Source organism: Microcoleus sp. S36b_A4, assembly GCF_036700645.1.
In the GTDB taxonomy this organism is placed as follows: domain Bacteria; phylum Cyanobacteriota; class Cyanobacteriia; order Cyanobacteriales; family Microcoleaceae; genus Microcoleus.
This window is the reverse complement of the sequence record NZ_JAUBPI010000016.1, coordinates 21,105-36,758: the sequence shown is the minus strand read 5'-3', so window position 1 is coordinate 36,758 and position 15,654 is coordinate 21,105. Positions and strand designations below refer to the sequence as shown.

The 15,654-nt window shown below is 44.3% G+C and carries 16 protein-coding genes; 7 read left to right on the top strand and 9 right to left on the bottom strand.

What is annotated here, in order from left to right; all coding sequences use genetic code 11:
* Nucleotides 1–195 precede the first annotated feature (195 nt).
* Together QUA03_RS07415 and QUA03_RS07410 are read right to left on the bottom strand one after the other, a co-directional pair.
* Nucleotides 196–684: a hypothetical protein gene (locus tag QUA03_RS07415; protein ID WP_333210914.1), complete on the bottom strand. Its 489-nt coding sequence runs from the start codon at nucleotides 682–684 to the stop codon at nucleotides 196–198.
* Nucleotides 685–853: 169 nt separating this feature from the next.
* Entirely contained in the window at nucleotides 854–1,882 is a 1,029-nt protein-coding gene (locus tag QUA03_RS07410) for an isochorismatase (RefSeq protein ID WP_333210912.1), read from the bottom strand.
* A gap of 78 nt (nucleotides 1,883–1,960) precedes the next feature.
* On the opposite strand from QUA03_RS07410, the gene QUA03_RS07405 reads away from it, so the two are divergent.
* Together QUA03_RS07405 and QUA03_RS07400 are read left to right on the top strand one after the other, a co-directional pair.
* On the top strand, nucleotides 1,961–2,692 hold the full coding sequence (locus QUA03_RS07405; RefSeq protein WP_333210911.1) for a TVP38/TMEM64 family protein: 732 nt from the start codon (nucleotides 1,961–1,963) through the stop codon (nucleotides 2,690–2,692).
* A gap of 16 nt (nucleotides 2,693–2,708) precedes the next feature.
* Nucleotides 2,709–4,244 (top strand): mercuric reductase, encoded by a 1,536-nt coding sequence (locus QUA03_RS07400; RefSeq protein WP_333210909.1) that lies wholly within the window; start codon nucleotides 2,709–2,711, stop codon nucleotides 4,242–4,244.
* A gap of 144 nt (nucleotides 4,245–4,388) precedes the next feature.
* Here QUA03_RS07400 and QUA03_RS07395 read toward each other — a convergent pair whose 3' ends face one another.
* The 3 genes from QUA03_RS07395 to QUA03_RS07385 form a co-directional block, all read right to left on the bottom strand.
* Nucleotides 4,389–4,949, bottom strand: a complete 561-nt coding sequence (locus QUA03_RS07395) for a Uma2 family endonuclease (protein WP_333210907.1) — start codon at nucleotides 4,947–4,949, stop codon at nucleotides 4,389–4,391.
* Nucleotides 4,950–5,049: 100 nt separating this feature from the next.
* Complete coding sequence (locus QUA03_RS07390; protein WP_333210905.1) at nucleotides 5,050–5,946, bottom strand: phosphatase domain-containing protein; 897 nt, start codon at nucleotides 5,944–5,946, stop codon at nucleotides 5,050–5,052.
* A 175-nt stretch (nucleotides 5,947–6,121) separates the two neighbouring features.
* Nucleotides 6,122–7,207, bottom strand: coding sequence for a T4 RnlA family RNA ligase (locus QUA03_RS07385; RefSeq protein ID WP_333210903.1), 1,086 nt, complete (start codon nucleotides 7,205–7,207; stop codon nucleotides 6,122–6,124).
* A 190-nt stretch (nucleotides 7,208–7,397) separates the two neighbouring features.
* Between QUA03_RS07385 and QUA03_RS07380 the strand changes: the two genes are divergently transcribed.
* Nucleotides 7,398–7,958, top strand: coding sequence for a hypothetical protein (locus tag QUA03_RS07380; protein WP_333210901.1), 561 nt, complete (start codon nucleotides 7,398–7,400; stop codon nucleotides 7,956–7,958).
* A 145-nt stretch (nucleotides 7,959–8,103) separates the two neighbouring features.
* Nucleotides 8,104–9,156 (top strand): hypothetical protein, encoded by a 1,053-nt coding sequence (locus QUA03_RS07375; protein ID WP_333210899.1) that lies wholly within the window; start codon nucleotides 8,104–8,106, stop codon nucleotides 9,154–9,156.
* Nucleotides 9,157–9,258: 102 nt separating this feature from the next.
* Here the strand turns inward: QUA03_RS07375 and QUA03_RS07370 are convergent, their stop codons facing one another.
* The 3 genes from QUA03_RS07370 to QUA03_RS07360 are packed head-to-tail and all read right to left on the bottom strand — an operon-like array spanning nucleotide 9,259 to nucleotide 10,373.
* The gene (locus QUA03_RS07370) at nucleotides 9,259–9,699 is read right to left on the bottom strand and encodes an MAG6450 family protein (protein ID WP_333210897.1); all 441 of its coding nucleotides are present in this window, start codon (nucleotides 9,697–9,699) and stop codon (nucleotides 9,259–9,261) included.
* Nucleotides 9,700–10,155 (bottom strand): type II toxin-antitoxin system antitoxin SocA domain-containing protein, encoded by a 456-nt coding sequence (locus tag QUA03_RS07365; protein WP_333210895.1) that lies wholly within the window; start codon nucleotides 10,153–10,155, stop codon nucleotides 9,700–9,702.
* Between the two features lie 59 nt (nucleotides 10,156–10,214).
* Entirely contained in the window at nucleotides 10,215–10,373 is a 159-nt protein-coding gene (locus QUA03_RS07360) for a hypothetical protein (RefSeq protein WP_333210894.1), read from the bottom strand.
* Between the two features lie 459 nt (nucleotides 10,374–10,832).
* On the opposite strand from QUA03_RS07360, the gene hemC reads away from it, so the two are divergent.
* The 3 genes from hemC (at nucleotide 10,833) to glgA (ending at nucleotide 14,836) form a co-directional block, all read left to right on the top strand.
* Nucleotides 10,833–11,804 carry a hydroxymethylbilane synthase gene (gene hemC / locus QUA03_RS07355; protein WP_333210892.1) on the top strand — a complete coding sequence of 324 codons (972 nt, stop codon included), beginning with the start codon at nucleotides 10,833–10,835 and terminating at the stop codon, nucleotides 11,802–11,804.
* A gap of 359 nt (nucleotides 11,805–12,163) precedes the next feature.
* On the top strand, nucleotides 12,164–12,988 hold the full coding sequence (locus QUA03_RS07350; RefSeq protein ID WP_333210890.1) for a S1C family serine protease: 825 nt from the start codon (nucleotides 12,164–12,166) through the stop codon (nucleotides 12,986–12,988).
* A 420-nt stretch (nucleotides 12,989–13,408) separates the two neighbouring features.
* Nucleotides 13,409–14,836: a glycogen synthase GlgA gene (gene glgA / locus QUA03_RS07345; RefSeq protein WP_333210888.1), complete on the top strand. Its 1,428-nt coding sequence runs from the start codon at nucleotides 13,409–13,411 to the stop codon at nucleotides 14,834–14,836.
* Nucleotides 14,837–15,079: 243 nt separating this feature from the next.
* On the opposite strand, the gene QUA03_RS07340 is transcribed toward glgA, so the two are convergent.
* Complete coding sequence (locus QUA03_RS07340) at nucleotides 15,080–15,505, bottom strand: DUF1824 family protein (RefSeq protein ID WP_333210886.1); 426 nt, start codon at nucleotides 15,503–15,505, stop codon at nucleotides 15,080–15,082.
* Nucleotides 15,506–15,654: the final 149 nt, after the last annotated feature.

The window sequence follows — 15,654 nt, the reverse complement described above, 5'->3', positions numbered from 1 at the left end:
GAGAAGAGGAATCATGCGGTTTTTTTCAAACAATCTTTGAGTCATTCGTTCCTCGATATCGCAAATATTCGATCGCCCCAGCAGATGATCGGCGATCGCACCTTGGTAGCATGGCTGCCTGAAATTACCGTAAGCGTAGGCAGTTGCATCTAATTTCTCGTATATTTTTACCCTCGATTGCACCTTGAGTACGCCTCACCGTTTTTGACAATTGGGAACAGTTGAGTCGCTCATTTTAGGCTCAGACAGCTTGACTTCCCATCCAGGTAAATTCCACCAATTAACTCGCTGATTCGGCTGAATCCAGAAGTTTAGTTGTGTAATCTTACCATCCTCAAATCTGAGTGTGGGAAAGTTAGGATAACTGGTATCATCGGTTTCGCGATAAGTGCGTCCCAGGTAATTTAGGCAGGTAGTTAATCCCTCAGTAATTCCCAATTCTTCGACTCCCGTTCCCTTCAATTTGCCATCATCGTAGCTGAAAGAACCGTCGAATGAATTGCCCGCTAACCCGCCTTTGGTAACAGTGATGGTGAAATCGTAGGTTACGGGAACTGCGTAGGCTTGGGTTGCAGTGACAACTGTGCTCAGAAGAGTCGTGGCGATGGCTACCGAGAGTTTTGAAATTGCTCGCACACTCGCATCCCGAAAAGGAACAACACTATAAATTTCGCTTGCAGCCATCAGGAAACTCCTTGATTACACTTCTACAGTAAGTGATTTTTCGGATATGATATCATAAGTAATCCGTTAAATGCGATCGCAGCAAACTTCCCAGCTAACAAAAATTACCGTCACTGGTGAATAAGATATACTTTTTTGCACTGAAAACCCCAACAGAAAACAAACGTCTTTAATCCCCCAGAATTAACTGAGTAGATTGAACAATATTCATTCCCGCCGCCGCAAATTTTTGATAAGCTGCATCTGCTTGTTCCGTAAAATCAACCACACCTGAAATAACTACAGGCGAAGTGCAATCTTCCAGCAAATAAACCTTCTTTGCCAAATTCGGATCTCGCGCCAAAATTTCCGTTAACAAATCATCAATTGTCCAAGCAACGCAGTGACTTTTGGCTTGTCCGGCAATAATTACTGCATCAAAATCCAGCAACTTATCAATAAACTTAGCATTCTTTTCCGCAATCGGATTGCCGTCGAATCCATCTAAAACTTCCGGCCGCAAAACCGAATAGTTTTCTGTCAGTGGATTCCCCCCTTTGATTTCAAAAAGTGCTTGGCTGTTGCGGGCTATAGTATGAAAAAATATTGCTTCTTCCACCGCAGAAACCAGCGCGTGTCCGATGCCACCCAGCATCGAGTGATAGGGCCAAATTGTCAGGGGGTATTTCCCATCGGCGCTGAGTTTTTTGACGTAGTGGCAAGCCTGTTTTTCCAGTGCTGAAAAATTGCCCCCGCTGATGCTAGCGGCGACGGCTGGATTGACTTTCCAAATGCCTTTTTGGACATCTTCAAGTGTAATAGAAGTTGCGGCGGGTAGGGGGTGTTCGCCAGCTTCGTTTATCCAAAAAATTGGATGAAAAATTTGCATGGCGGTGTGGGTGTCCATTGTCGGCGCAATGGTTGTAATCGCGTTTAAATTGCGGTAAATAAATTCGCACAGCCGCAGGTTGTCATCGATAGCACCGCTACCCGAACGCCCGCCCACAAATAATTCAAATTCGGGCAGACAAAAGGTATTTTGGGCATCGATTATCATCAAACAAATGCGGTTTTTGTCGCTGGATGCTGGTTGGATGTTGTGCTGCTTTGCCCAATCTTTCGCTTGGGTGGCGCGTTCTTGGTAGGGGACTCGCCAGACTTCGCCTATTTTTTTGGGGTCAAAATGTTCGGGGATTGGGAGTTGGGCTTTTGGTGTCATAACCTATCGCTTTTATGGTAGTTGACAGTAATAATTTAAGTTTGGAGTATAATGCTGATCAATATTTGCGGGTGAATCATGGCAAAAGCACGAATCCAAGATTATGCTAGGGTAAAATTTAAACGCATACTGTTGTTTTTTTCGATCGCACTTTTGCTTGCTATCTTAATTGTAGCAACTAGATCTGCCTACGTTCAAGATGTTTTGAGAACTCTGTTAATGCGGATCGAGGATTTAGGGTGGTGGGGGCCAGTGGCTTTTGTAGCTACTTATAACTTGGCTACTGTGCTGTTTGTACCGGGTTCGCTACTGACGCTGGGAGGGGGGGCGATTTTTGGTTTGTGGTGGGGTTCTGTTTACGTTTTTGCGGCGTCCATTTTAGGTGCTGTATTTGCTTTTGCGATCGGGCGCTATTTGTGCCGCGATCGCGTGGTAAAATATATGGAATCTCACCCCAAGTTTAAAGCTCTCGATCGCGCAGTTTCCCAACAAGGATTAAAAATAGTTTTTTTGACTCGTCTTTGTCCTTTATTTCCTTTCAATTTATTGAATTACGCTCTGGGAATCACTCAAGTTTCTTTGAAAGATTACGTATTAGGTTCCTTTGGCATGATACCGGGTACAATTATGTACGTTTACTCCGGTTCTTTGGTGGGAGAGGTGGCTGCGATAGGCACGGCAACTGTGTATGCAAGTCCTCAAGATTCCGCAGTAAAATGGTTGATTAATATTATCAGTTTTCTTGCTACTGTCGCTGTTACTATCTTGATCACTCGCATAGCCAGAAAAGCTTTGGAAAAAAGTATTTAATTAGGAGAATTGGCCAATGTCGCAGTCAAAAGTTGATCGCGTAACTGTCCCCCCGATGGACGAGCACAACCAAAAATTAGTCTCCTATTTGCATCCCCCCGATTGGGTAAATCCGCAGCCGGCTAGTTCTTATAATTTAGTAGTAATTGGCGCGGGGCCCGCTGGATTAATTGTTGCTGCCGGTGCCGCGGGTTTGGGCGCGAAAGTTGCTTTGATTGAAAAACATTTGATGGGCGGCGACTGTTTGAATGTCGGTTGTGTGCCGTCAAAAGCTTTAATTCGATCGTCTCGCACTGTTGGCGATATCTGGGAAGCCAATAAATTTGGTGTTAATGTTTCTGACAGTGTAGAAGTGGATTTTGCCGCTGTGATGGAACGGCTGCGCCGCATCAGGGCGGGAATCAGCGATGTTGATTCTGTTGAACGCTACCAGTACAAATTAGGAGTTGATGTTTTTTTAGGTTCGGGTAGTTTTACTAGCAATAATACCATAGAAGTTGCAGGTCAAACTCTTCGCTTTAAAAAAGCAGTAATTGCCACAGGTGCAAGGGCGCTACAACCACAAATTCCCGGCTTACAAGAAGCTGGATATCTGACAAATGAAACTGTGTTTAACCTGACGGAAAGACCTCAGCGTTTGGCAGTAATTGGCGCAGGGCCGATCGGCTGCGAATTGGCTCAAGCCTTTCGCAGACTGGGTTCGGAAGTCGTATTGCTGCACAAAAATGCTCAAATTTTAGACAAGGAAGATGCGGAGGCTGCTAAAATCGTGCAGCAGGCTTTTGTACGCGAAGAAATTCAACTAATACTAGAATCCACAATAGAGCGCGTTGAGCCAACAAATGCAGGCAAAATAATTTATTATAAATCTCAGGGTAAGGAAGCATCGGTAACAGTAGATGAAATTATTGTGAGTACAGGGCGATCGCCCAATGTGGAAGGGCTGAATCTGGAGGGGATCGGCGTCGAATACGATACACAAACTGGCGTATTTGTCAACGACAACTTGCAAACTACTAATCCCCGCATTTATGCCGCAGGTGATATTTGCATGAAACATAAATTTACTCACGCTGCTGATTTTGCCGCGAGGATGGTGATTCAAAACACTCTATTTTTAGGGCGCAAAAAACTCAGCGCTTTGACGATACCTTGGTGTACTTACACAAACCCGGAAATTGCGCGCGTCGGAATTGGGGAACACGAGGCTAAGGAAAAAGGCATTGATATCGATACATTTTTAATTCCTTTCAGTCAAGTCGATCGGGCAATTATTGACGGCGAAGAGGAAGGATTTGTAAAAATTCACGTCAAAAAAGGCAGCGATAAAATATTAGGTGCAACTATTGTAGCCCGACACGCTGGGGATATGATCAGCGAGATTACTTTGGCAATGGTTAACAATATTGGTTTGGGAAAGATTGCTAGCACAATTCACCCGTATCCGACACAAGCTGATGCAATTCGGAAAGCAGGAGATGCTTACAATCGCACTCGTTTGACGCCGTTGGTGAAAAATTTGTTTAATCGCTGGCTGGCTTGGACGCGATAGATAAATAATTGTGGAACAGGTATCTTGCCTGTTCATTATCGGCGTTTATGGGCGGCGTCGAAGCCCACCACAAAATAAAATTCACTCTCTGTGGAACAGGCATCTTGCCTGTTCATAAAAAAGGTGAAAAATTGAGGTGTGTTTTTATGCTTCTGTTTCTGTTTCTGTTTCAAATCCAACCCCTTCATACAAAAGTGCGATCGGCAAATCAAACCCAATACTTGATAAAGTTACAATCTCTCCAGCAGTGTAAGAATAGTACAGCCACATTCTGCCCTCGCCCCGACAGTAACGCTCAACAAAAATCTTTTGTGAATCAATCAAGATATACTCTTGCAAAGTCGGAATTTTTAGGTAACAAGTGAGTTTTTCATCCCGATCTTTAGCACTTGTACTGGGAGAAAGAACTTCCACAATGATTTTAGGATTCTGAATGAATGTGCGGGAATTCATGTCTTGAGGGTCGCAACTGACTATCACATCAGGGTAGTAGTAACGGCTTTGAAAACTGACTTGCAATTTCACGTCTGACACGTTGATCCGACAGCCTCGAGAACGCAGATGCGGGTACAAGTTTCTGTAAAAGTTGAGTGCAAGATCGTTATGAGGAATTGTACTGCCTGTCATGGCAAAAACTTCGCCGTTGACATATTCGTGGCGAATCTCTTGTTGAGCTTCCCATTCGAGATATTCCTCAACGGTCATTTTTTGGGGTGGTTGGGGAATGGATATCATAACAAAATTTTTGTCAATGTTACTTTAATTATAGCATTAGGCATGGGACAATTGTCAGAAAAACCCTAGGTCAAAAATCCCCTTCATCTACTTGGAATACCGTCAATCCCAAGCTTCTCCACATATCAACAACTTGCTGGCGATCGTCCAACACAAACTTAACATTATATTTCCCTGCAATATGCTGCTGATAAAATTCTTCCTTCATAATCGCATCCTTCCTCATATCTCCGGTTTTCCGCATATAAAGAGCGGCATAATTAACCTCATACTGCTGCAACCATTTTTCAGTTTGAGGCTGACAATCATCTGTTCGGCCCGACACTACAATAATATGGGCGCTGGACTGCCACTTGCGAACGGTGTCTAAAACTGGCGGATTGGGCAAATCGCGATCGCACGTTGAAGCATCAAAAGGATTTCTGCCGTTGAGAAGTGCCAGCGTACCGTCCATATCAACAATAATTGCATCCGGCAAATCCGGGTTATATTCCGGCGGCCCAACCGGAACCCGCACATACTTATTGTACATCTTCATGATCACATCTTTGCCCACCGAATTAAGCCTTTTCAAATCCCGTTTAATACATTCTTCAACCGGAACTTGCAGGAAAGAATCATTAACTTCGACAACAGCTTTACCTTTAACCAACTCCTTGATATGCTCGATGTGATGACCAAAATTAGTATCATCAACAATGACGTGTTTGCCACTTTCCAAAGCCATCAAAATAATCGTATCTCTCAATTTCACAATAAACTTTTCATTTGCCGGCGACCAATGAGAAGCGTGAGCCATTTCTCTGAGCAAATCTTTATTGATACGCACCCACTTGGCAGGTTCAGACAGCAGCAATTCCCTAGCAAATTGAGATTTTCCCGAAGCAGGTAAACCGACAAGTACAATAACTCTTTTCATGGCAATTGGTAAGTGGTAATTGGTAATTGGTAATTGGGCAGTGGGCATTGGGCATTGGGCATTGGGCATTGGGCATTGTTTAAATACTTACCTCTTCCTGACATCCGTTACATCCGTTACATAATCCGTTGCCGAACTTCCCTTTTCCCTCTTCCTTAAACATCTGCCTCACGCTCGATAATTAATCCGTCTATCCGTGTCAAAATCCGTGTCGTGCCTTCTTCTACAAACCTAGATGGATGTAATCTAAACCCAATAGATCCTCTATTTTATGAATAGTAACATCGCGGAGAGCTTCTTTCACTCCCGCAACTCTTCTGGCCCGCAAAGAAAACAAAATCCCGGAATACGGCAAATGTTTCACAGCTAAGGCAAAATCTTTCTGAACTTCGATATGTTCATGCTGTCGGTAAGCTTCCTCGATTTCTTCAACCAAAGATTGATATTTGTCCTTAACTTGTTGATACAACCCACTCCACTCAGGAAAATAAGCTAAAAACTCTTCTCCTTCATTAGTTAAAACAATTTCTATCAGGCGGCGGGTCGAAAACCCTTCGCGGAGATGGGAAATCGCGACATATTGCGGAGACTTAACTTTAACTCTGTTGAAGTTAGCGTCGCAGATAATATACCCTTCCGAATCCATCGGATCTAAATGTTGAGCCGCTTCAATAACTTCTTTCCAGCTAGTTAAAGGATAGGATGCTACCAATTCCCAGCCGTATTTATTTGCCCAAAGACTGGGGTCGGTTTCTAGCAGTGTTTGAGTGTTACGAACGCCGTGTAAGACGATTTGATTGTTAGTTTGCTGGACAACTATTCTATTGTAAGGCGTCATCAACTCAAAGATAAAACACTGGTCGGTTTCTTGTGGCAATTGATATCCCAATTCTTTCCAGACTTTCCAAAAAAGTTCGGCAAAGCTGAACCCAAAACCATTAACTTCGCCGGCGGCGTCGGGAGTGCCGCTAGATTGCACTCTCCATTCTCCCTTGTAAAAATACAGTACAGTCAGAGAACCGTCTAGTTTTTCGTAAACTTTGGCATTTGTCCAATCAATTGCAGTGGCGTGAATTTCTCCGTAATTAAAAAATTTGTCGTAGGGATAAGAAACTATCTGCCAATTTTGAGATGAATCTAAAATAATGCCTCGGCACTGCTGGACTATTTTTTCGCCCAGGGGAGATTCTATCTGCGAGTATTTCAGACAGACTAAATCGGGATATTGGCGGTGGCGGGTAACTTTGATATGATAAGTTTCGGACAAAGTTTCCAATCCGTACTGGCGCAAATACTCTTGCAGTTCCACGATCGACTCCTAAATTGCTCGCCTTCTCTATATTATAGATGACTTCATATTCTGGCAACCTTGTCAAGATAGTCAAAAAACATTTTTCCCGGAAAAGCGAGTGTTAATTTGGTATTTTGAATTAGGGTTGTAGATAGGTGAATGCGGTTTGCCGCCCAACTAAACTCTTGGAATATTAAGGAAAAAGACCGTGAAGAAGAAATTATTACTTTTGGCTACTTCTGCTGGTGTATTGACTGCTTTAGTACCTCTCTCGGTTGTTTTTGGCTCTTCGCAATTGTCGCAGCGACAATCGGGAACAACACAAATTGCTCAAGGAGGCACTGCGGTTCCGGTAAATCAAATTTTGCAAAAGTTAAAAGGCAAAACGCAAGTGCCTATTTTTATTCCCAGCAGGATTCCGCTTTCGGGAAAAATGTACTATCCAACTACAGCACAAGCAAACAGCTATGCTATTTCAATCGATCATAAACCAGATTGCGGCGGTACGACAGTTTGCTCTTTTGGGTCAATTCTAGGTCAAAAAGGCGGGGAGTTTACTACAAAACTAGAAGGGGTAACTAAGACGTTAAAAAATGTCAAACTTGCGGGCGGAGTGAAAGGAGTTTATCATAACGGTTGCGGGGCTTACTGCACAGCAACTCTTCAATGGAAAACTCAGGGTTTTATGTATACCGTCGCCATTAAGAACGGACGAGAATCTGATTTAATTTTAATAGGAAATTCTGCTATTCAAGGTGGGAAGCGTTAAGTTTGGCAGTCGGAGAGGCACAACTTCTATATGTAGGGTGCGTAAGGGCGCACCTTACGTTTATTGTATGATATATCTTAACTCGCACTCGCCCCTTACAAGATGCTATATTTTTTTGCGCCTACCTACTTAGGGAGAAATGAGGATGAGGGGAAAATGGCTATTGGCGGCGATTTTTACTGGTGTGGTGACTGCTTTTACGATTCCCTACCCTTCGGGAACCCCTGCGGCGAACGGGATAGCTTCGCTTCACGCACCTTTGACACCAAACTCAGCGTTAGCAAGGACTCAAGTCCCGATTACAGAAATCCGCTGGTTTAATTATTCCCCTGAAGATAGCTGGCAACCGATACAATTTATTGTACCCGATCGCAACACTGCAACATCTGCTGGCAGCCGCAAGTTGCGGTTGTACGATGTTCATATTGCCAAGATGTTTGAGATTTCGCGTTTTTTGTGCGATCGCGATCGTGCTTCTGAGGGTTACAATTGGTCTTATCAAGCAGAAAATGGCAGTATTGAGATGGGACGCTTCAAAATTACCTGCAATCTCGCCCGTTCCATAGCCACAGCTTACGGCTTAGGAAAACCCGAAATTACAGTGATTCGCCGCAACTTCAACCTGAACAACGGTCGCCCTTCTTTTGCACTAGAAAAATACTCGATTCCCACTCTCAACATTGCTAAAAATAGAGTTGTGCAGTGGAGAGAGTTTGTGCAAAAGTTTCCCTCAATCCCCGATTATTCAGGCGCAAAACAGGCTAACAGTCGTTTTCCTGCGAGTAACATCTTCAGACAAATCAAAGGCAAAACGCGAGTGCCTGTTTTTCTTCCGAGTAGACTTCCTTTATCAGACATTCAGCAACTTGATTTTGATGTGCAAGCAGGTTCCCACGGTTACATTGTGGGAATGTATTTAGGCAAAGGATGCCGCGCGGGAGTCTGTTATTTCGGCACAATCGAAGCTAAAAGAAATGAACCGTTTTCGCCTCCTTCGCAATTGCCGCAGAATACTTACAGGAGCGTTGGATTGGCGGGCGGATTTAGGGGGATTTATTTCAATAATTGCGGTGCTTACTGCACTGCTTTTGTTGAGTGGCAAAGGCTGGGGGTGCTGTACCGAGTCACAAGGAAAAACGCACGGCAGCAAGAAGTTGTCCAGATAGCAAATTCTGCACTTCAAGCAGGCCAACGTTAAATTTGGGTGATAAATGGAAAAGGTACGGGCGAGCCAAGCTATCCCGAACGCGCGTGCGTTCCCGCAGGGTAGGGAATCGACCTTTTTCACTCCTCATAAACTTTATTCTGGACAAACTGAATGGTCGCGGTCAAACCAAATGATGTAGTAAACAGACTGAACGCGAAACCCAAATATCCGTTTTTTCTCATCAATTCGCATTTCGGATAACCTCTCATCTTCAGGAATATTGTCAGGCAAAGTCGGATGAATGTTAATCAACTTATAACCAGTTCCCACTGATTCACCTCGTTTTTTTGATCCGTGACCTTTGATTTGGCCCCAAGTATATTTATCAATTTTCTTTAGTCCTTCAATTAGGTCATTGATTTCTGATGATGTCCAGTCAGACAAAAGCCAACGATTTTTATCTGCATAGGTAAATCTGAAGCTAGGATGCTCATCATCTGTACTGCTTGGTCGATTTAACTGAGTTGCTTGCTCTGGAATTCTACTTTGTTGCTTTTTTTGAGATGGCTTTGGTATTTGACTTTTTTTCCCCACTTACGCCTCCACCAAAGGTGCATAGCAGGATTTCATATCCTCGCGGGAGATGATTTTAGTTGAGGTTTCGGCAGGTTCTAATCCCTTGCGGGCGTTGAGCCAAGGTGTCTCTGATTGCGTCAATTCTGCAAGATGTTTAGCACTTAATTCTCCATAAGCATTCCAAACTTCTTCGAGAACCTCGATTTCATCTTCATCAAATTCTTCTTCAAAATTATCTGGAGCTGGAATATCGCTATATTTGTAAGCTTTGTACTCATCCCAAACATCGCGGACAATGGGGCCGGAAACCCAAGCTTCAATATCTTGCTCAAATAGCGGCTGGCTTCTAAAGACTAAACTCCAAGCTTGTGCATAATACACGAGCTTTTGCAGTTTCAGAGGAGAAATGGTATCGCCTGCTTCTCGATCGACACGACATAAAAAGTAACGAGCTACGTCAAGAGCACTTTTCATAGTTTTAGGATTTTAGTAATTTGACAAATTCACTTTTGATGCTAAGCTATTTGGTGGCTTTAGAAGTACGATCGCAACTTCGATCGCCCTTTTCCCCTCGCCACTACGTTTCTCTCCGCCAATCCCGCAACCTTTGAGCTAATTCTTTCTCGCTGCTGCTGAGCTAACTCGTCATGCCAACCAGGTTCATCCGGATCGACCCTAGGTAAATCGTACATCTTGCACCATTCTCAAGAACAGGCAAGATGCCTGTTCCACAAAGAGTAGATTTTCTTGTGGAACGGGCATCTTGCCAGTTCCTAAAAGGCTTATTGACAATGGTGCAACCTCTCAGTGAATAGTACATCATCGGCAGCCTTTGCTTCGGAATGTCGATCGCCCCCATGCCAGCGACGCCCAATGCTGGATGGGAAACATCATCAACGCTCACTGCTACTGGCGGTCATACCATTTTAGATTTTAGATTTTAGATTTTAGATTTTAGATTGGCAAGGGCTTATTATGTAAAGGTTTGGAGCTTGCCTACCGTTGCATCCTTTTTTCAAACAGGCGGTCAAAATCTGGTATTTCTATTTGATCGCCCGAATTATCCCAACCAGCAATTAAAGTCCCCACCTGCGGTACGCTAGATCAGGTGAATATATTGGCTGATTTCAAGCTATCCTCCGATCGATCTTATGTCCCCAACCACATCTGCCCCTTCCCGAACCGTTCGCATCGGTTCCCGCAAAAGCCAACTCGCTCTCGTGCAAACCCACTGGGTGCAAGAACAGCTACAGAAACACTTCCCGCAACACACTTTTGAAGTCCACACCATGTCCACCCAAGGGGACATAATTCTTGATGTCGCCCTCGCTAAAATTGGCGATAAAGGACTTTTCACCAAAGAATTAGAAACGGGGATGATTAACAATGAAACGGACTTTGCCGTTCATTCCCTCAAAGATTTGCCTACCAATTTGCCTGAAGGTTTAATTTTAGGATGCGTCACCGAACGGGAAAATCCCGCTGACGCCCTGGTAGTTCACTCCAAGCACAAAGACAAGCAACTCGACACCCTCCCAGAAGGTTCAGTAATCGGCACTTCTTCCCTGCGGCGGCTAGCTCAACTGCGACACCATTTCCCTCATTTTGAATTTAAAGATATTCGCGGCAATCTCAATACTAGACTCGCTAAATTAGATGAGGGAGGTTACGACGCGATTATTTTAGCAGTTGCCGGCCTCGAAAGATTGGGAATGGGCGATCGCATCCACCAAATTATCCCTGCTGAAATCTCCCTTCACGCCGTCGGACAAGGTGCTTTGGGCATCGAATGCCGCGCCGGAGACACCGAAATCATGGCAGTGATTAAAGCTCTTGAACACTCGGAAACCGCCCAAAGATGTTATGCTGAACGCGCATTTCTGCGGGAATTAGAAGGCGGCTGTCAAGTGCCGATCGGCGTCAATACCAAAATAGAAAACGGTCAATTAACCTTAACCGGAATGGTATCGAGTCTCGACGGCCAGCGATTCGTCAAAGATACTGTTTCCGGCGCCGCCGAGACTGCTGAAATGCTGGGAATTGACCTCGCTCACCGACTGCGCCAACAGGGTGCTAGTGCAATTTTGGAGGAAATATTTGTCGAAGTTCAACGTGGTTCATAAAACCGATTCGCATCTGTTTGTAAATGCTTTGAGACGCAATATATCGCCTTTTGTAAAATAAAAATAACAGGCGGTTTGCTTTGGCTTTCACAGGTAGAGTAGCAGTCTGATTGTAGATTTTTGATGGGATTTTAGGTAGGACTTGTGCGATAGATTTCAAAAATATCTGACTAATTTAGGACGATCCGCACGGGTGTTAAGCAACCCGGTTTCTGATGTAAGTCTCGCTGTATAGCCCAAGATTTATGGTAAAAACCGGTTTTTTTTTCGTAAGTCCTATAATTCTTAACATCCCCATCCACAATCTACAATCAAACATCCAAAATTAATCAGCAATTTATTTCAGGTAAAGGCCCAATATGAGCGCTAGAGAAATTCAATTAAAGCTGGAATTGAAAAAGGTTCAGCAACTATATAGAAAAATGCAAGCAGACCAACAAGCTTTGCAGAAGCAATTGAAAGAGTTCAAAACTCAAGCAGGAAATTTTTCTGATGTAGTCGAGCAAGTCTTGCCGTCCTTAGTTTCAATTTACGTCATGGATTGGGATACAGAAGAAGAGATTTCTTCAGGAAGTGGGTTCTTTGTATCGCCGGACATAATTGTTACGAACTATCACGTCGTAGAAGATATTGCCGATCAAGATTACTTCTATGAAGAAGATGAAATCGAACAGGTTTTAGTCGAAACTCACGACGGAAAATTGAGATTGGCCGAGGTGGTGTTTACTGGTAATGCTGAAGAAGATTTAGCATTACTCTTAATTAGCGATTTTACCTTCGACCCGAATACAGGGGAACAAGTGGACTCTCCCCAAGAATATCCTCCCCTAGAGTTGTCTTTTGATGTGAAAGTGGGAGATAGAGTAATTGCCGTCGGCAATCCTTTGGGGCAGTTTGCTTCAACTGTAACTCAAGGTATTGTGAGTGCAATTCGCGAACCAGAGGAATATGAGGAAGGCGACGATGAAGATGATGTTGCTGAGGTGAAGGTGTTGCAAACTGATGCGGCGATTAATCCGGGAAATTCTGGCGGCCCGTTGATTAATATGGCTGGTCAAGTGGTTGGTGTGAATACCTGGGGATTGGAAGATGCCGACAGTATTAATTTGGCGATCGCCTCTGAAGCTTTGGATGATTTTCTAGCGGGATTTGAGGAGACATTTGAGGAGAATTCTCAGAATTAGTCGGGAGTTATCCGTAATATGTGATTCGGGCGATCGCCCTTGTTCTCAGAGGGGATGGAAAAGGCGATCGCTATTTTTTTAATTACATACTGAATTACATACTGAGGGCTTTGCGTTCAGTTTTACTAATGCGTAAAAAATCTCAAACAGCATACCATTTTTGATGTTTACCGTCATTCAGAAAGTGACATATAAATTTGATTAGAACCTGAAAATTGTCGCGGGAGGGGAGTCGGGGCGAGGACTATTTTTTTCACTGCACAGCGACGCGGATGGAAAAAGGGCGATCGCATTCTTGAGTAAACTGCGATCGCTACAGCAACTCAGATTTATACTTGTTTTTGGCAGGCGCGTTAATATTGTGCCACTCGCCATTTAAACTTAATCTAGACTAACAATCTCAAGGAACACAAAAAAATAATGCGTATTTTATTTGTATCCGCCGAAGCATCACCCCTCGCCAAAGTCGGCGGTATGGGCGATGTCGTCGGCGCTTTGCCGAAATTTCTGCGGCGCATGGGCCACGATGTCCGTATCTTCATGCCCTACTACGGTTTCGTCCCCGACAAAATGGACGTTCCCAAAAAACCTGTTTGGGATGGGTCTGCCATGTTCCAAAGCTTCTCGGTGTTTGAAACTGTTTTGCCGGGAACCGATGTACCTTTATACTTATTACAACATCCATCTTTCTTGCCGCGCCGCGTTTATGGCGGTGTAGATGAAGATTGGAGGTTCACTTTCTTTGCCAATGCTGCGGCTGAATTTGCCTGGAATCATTGGAAGCCTCAAATTATTCACTGTCACGACTGGCATACGGGGATGATACCTGTTTGGATGAGCCAAGACCCCGATATCAGCACGGTTTTTACTATTCACAATTTAGCTTATCAAGGGCCGTGGCGCTGGCGTTTGGAGCAGATGACTTGGTGTCCTTGGTATATGCAAGGTCACAATACAATGGCTGCCGCAGTACAGTTTGCCGATCGAGTAAATACAGTTTCACCGACTTACGCCGAGCAAATCAAAACCCCAGCTTATGGGGAAACTTTGGAAGGTTTGCTGTCTTACCTCGGCGGTAAAGTATCGGGCATTTTGAACGGAATTGATACAGAATCTTACAACCCAGCAACTGACAAGTACCTCCATCAACAATTTAGTGTTGATACTATTGAAAAGCGCCCCGCTAATAAAATTGCGCTGCAAGAAGAAGTCGGTTTGGAAGTAAATAAAAATGCCTTTTTGATCGGCATGGTGACGCGGCTGGTAGAACAGAAAGGATTGGATTTGATAATTCAAATGCTCGATCTGTTCATGGCCTATACCGACGCTCAATTTATTGTACTCGGAACGGGCGATCGCTACTACGAAACCCAACTCTGGCAAATGACAGCCCGCTATCCCGGTCGGATGTCCACCCAACTACTTTACAACGAGGCCCTCTCCCGGCGCGTTTACGCAGGCTGCGACAGCTTCCTGATGCCCAGCCGTTTCGAGCCCTGCGGCATCAGTCAAATGCTCGCCCTCCGCTACGGGTGCGTGCCAATGGTTCGTCGCACCGGCGGTTTAGTCGATACCGTTTCCCACAACAACCCGATCGACAATACCGGTACCGGTTACTGTTTCGATCGCTACGAACCCCTGGACTTGTTCACCTGCATGATCAGAACTTGGGAAGGTTTCCGCTACAAAGATAAGTGGAGAGAACTGCAACAGCGCGGCATGAGAGAAGATTTTAGCTGGGATATTTCGGCCCGGAAATACGTCAACTTGTACAGCGATATTTTGGGACTGCCACCCGAAGGAATCGCACCGGAACAAGAGCCAGAATTGATCGTTGGTAAGGGTTAATCTTAGTAAGGTGCGTCAGTCGGTGTTTGATTCGACTGAATCGAAGGGCGATCGGCTGACGCACCCTACAGCTTAGTCCGCAGTCAGTCAATCGATTTTAGATTTTAGATTTTAGATTTTAGATTGAAGCATTGACCCCACGGATAAATTCGGGGGCTTGTATCCTGGATGCTTTCAGTCGGTTTTTGATTCAATTTAGTTGATCGACTGACTACTGACTAATGACTACTGACTAATGACCAATTAATCAAATAAATCGAGAGGTAAATGACCATAAGTGCCAGTAACTCCATCTTCTGAGGCAGATTGACACGAAATCAAAACGCCCCGGTAAGTTCCGGGATAGCCGTCAACATAATACGACCCCTTCAAAGTATTGAACTTAATATAAACGGAACCCGCAAAGGTCGAGACAGCATTGGGCTCTAAAACAGCTTGATATCCCAAAGCTTTTAAATAAGCTTCTAAAGCTAAAAACCCCTCATCCATCGAAGAAGCGCACACTCCCAACATTTGATAATCCGACAAACTTGCTACCAGCAAAATCGCTTGACGGAGTGCCTTTTTTTCCAACGGCGATGCTACAGATTGCATATCCAGACAAGTGAAATCTTTGAGGATTTGCTGTGCTTCTTCAACAGTTAGGGTAGTCGGGTTTTGAGTAGACATGAATTGCTCTGATATTTCCCAAAATTAGGATCGACACTGGGGTACTCGTCAACGAATTTCTGCCATTGCGACCCTCGATCGACGGCGGTAACACTTGCACAAGTTCTGATTATAGCCCATTGTGTGCTCTGGCAATCAATTCGGGCGAT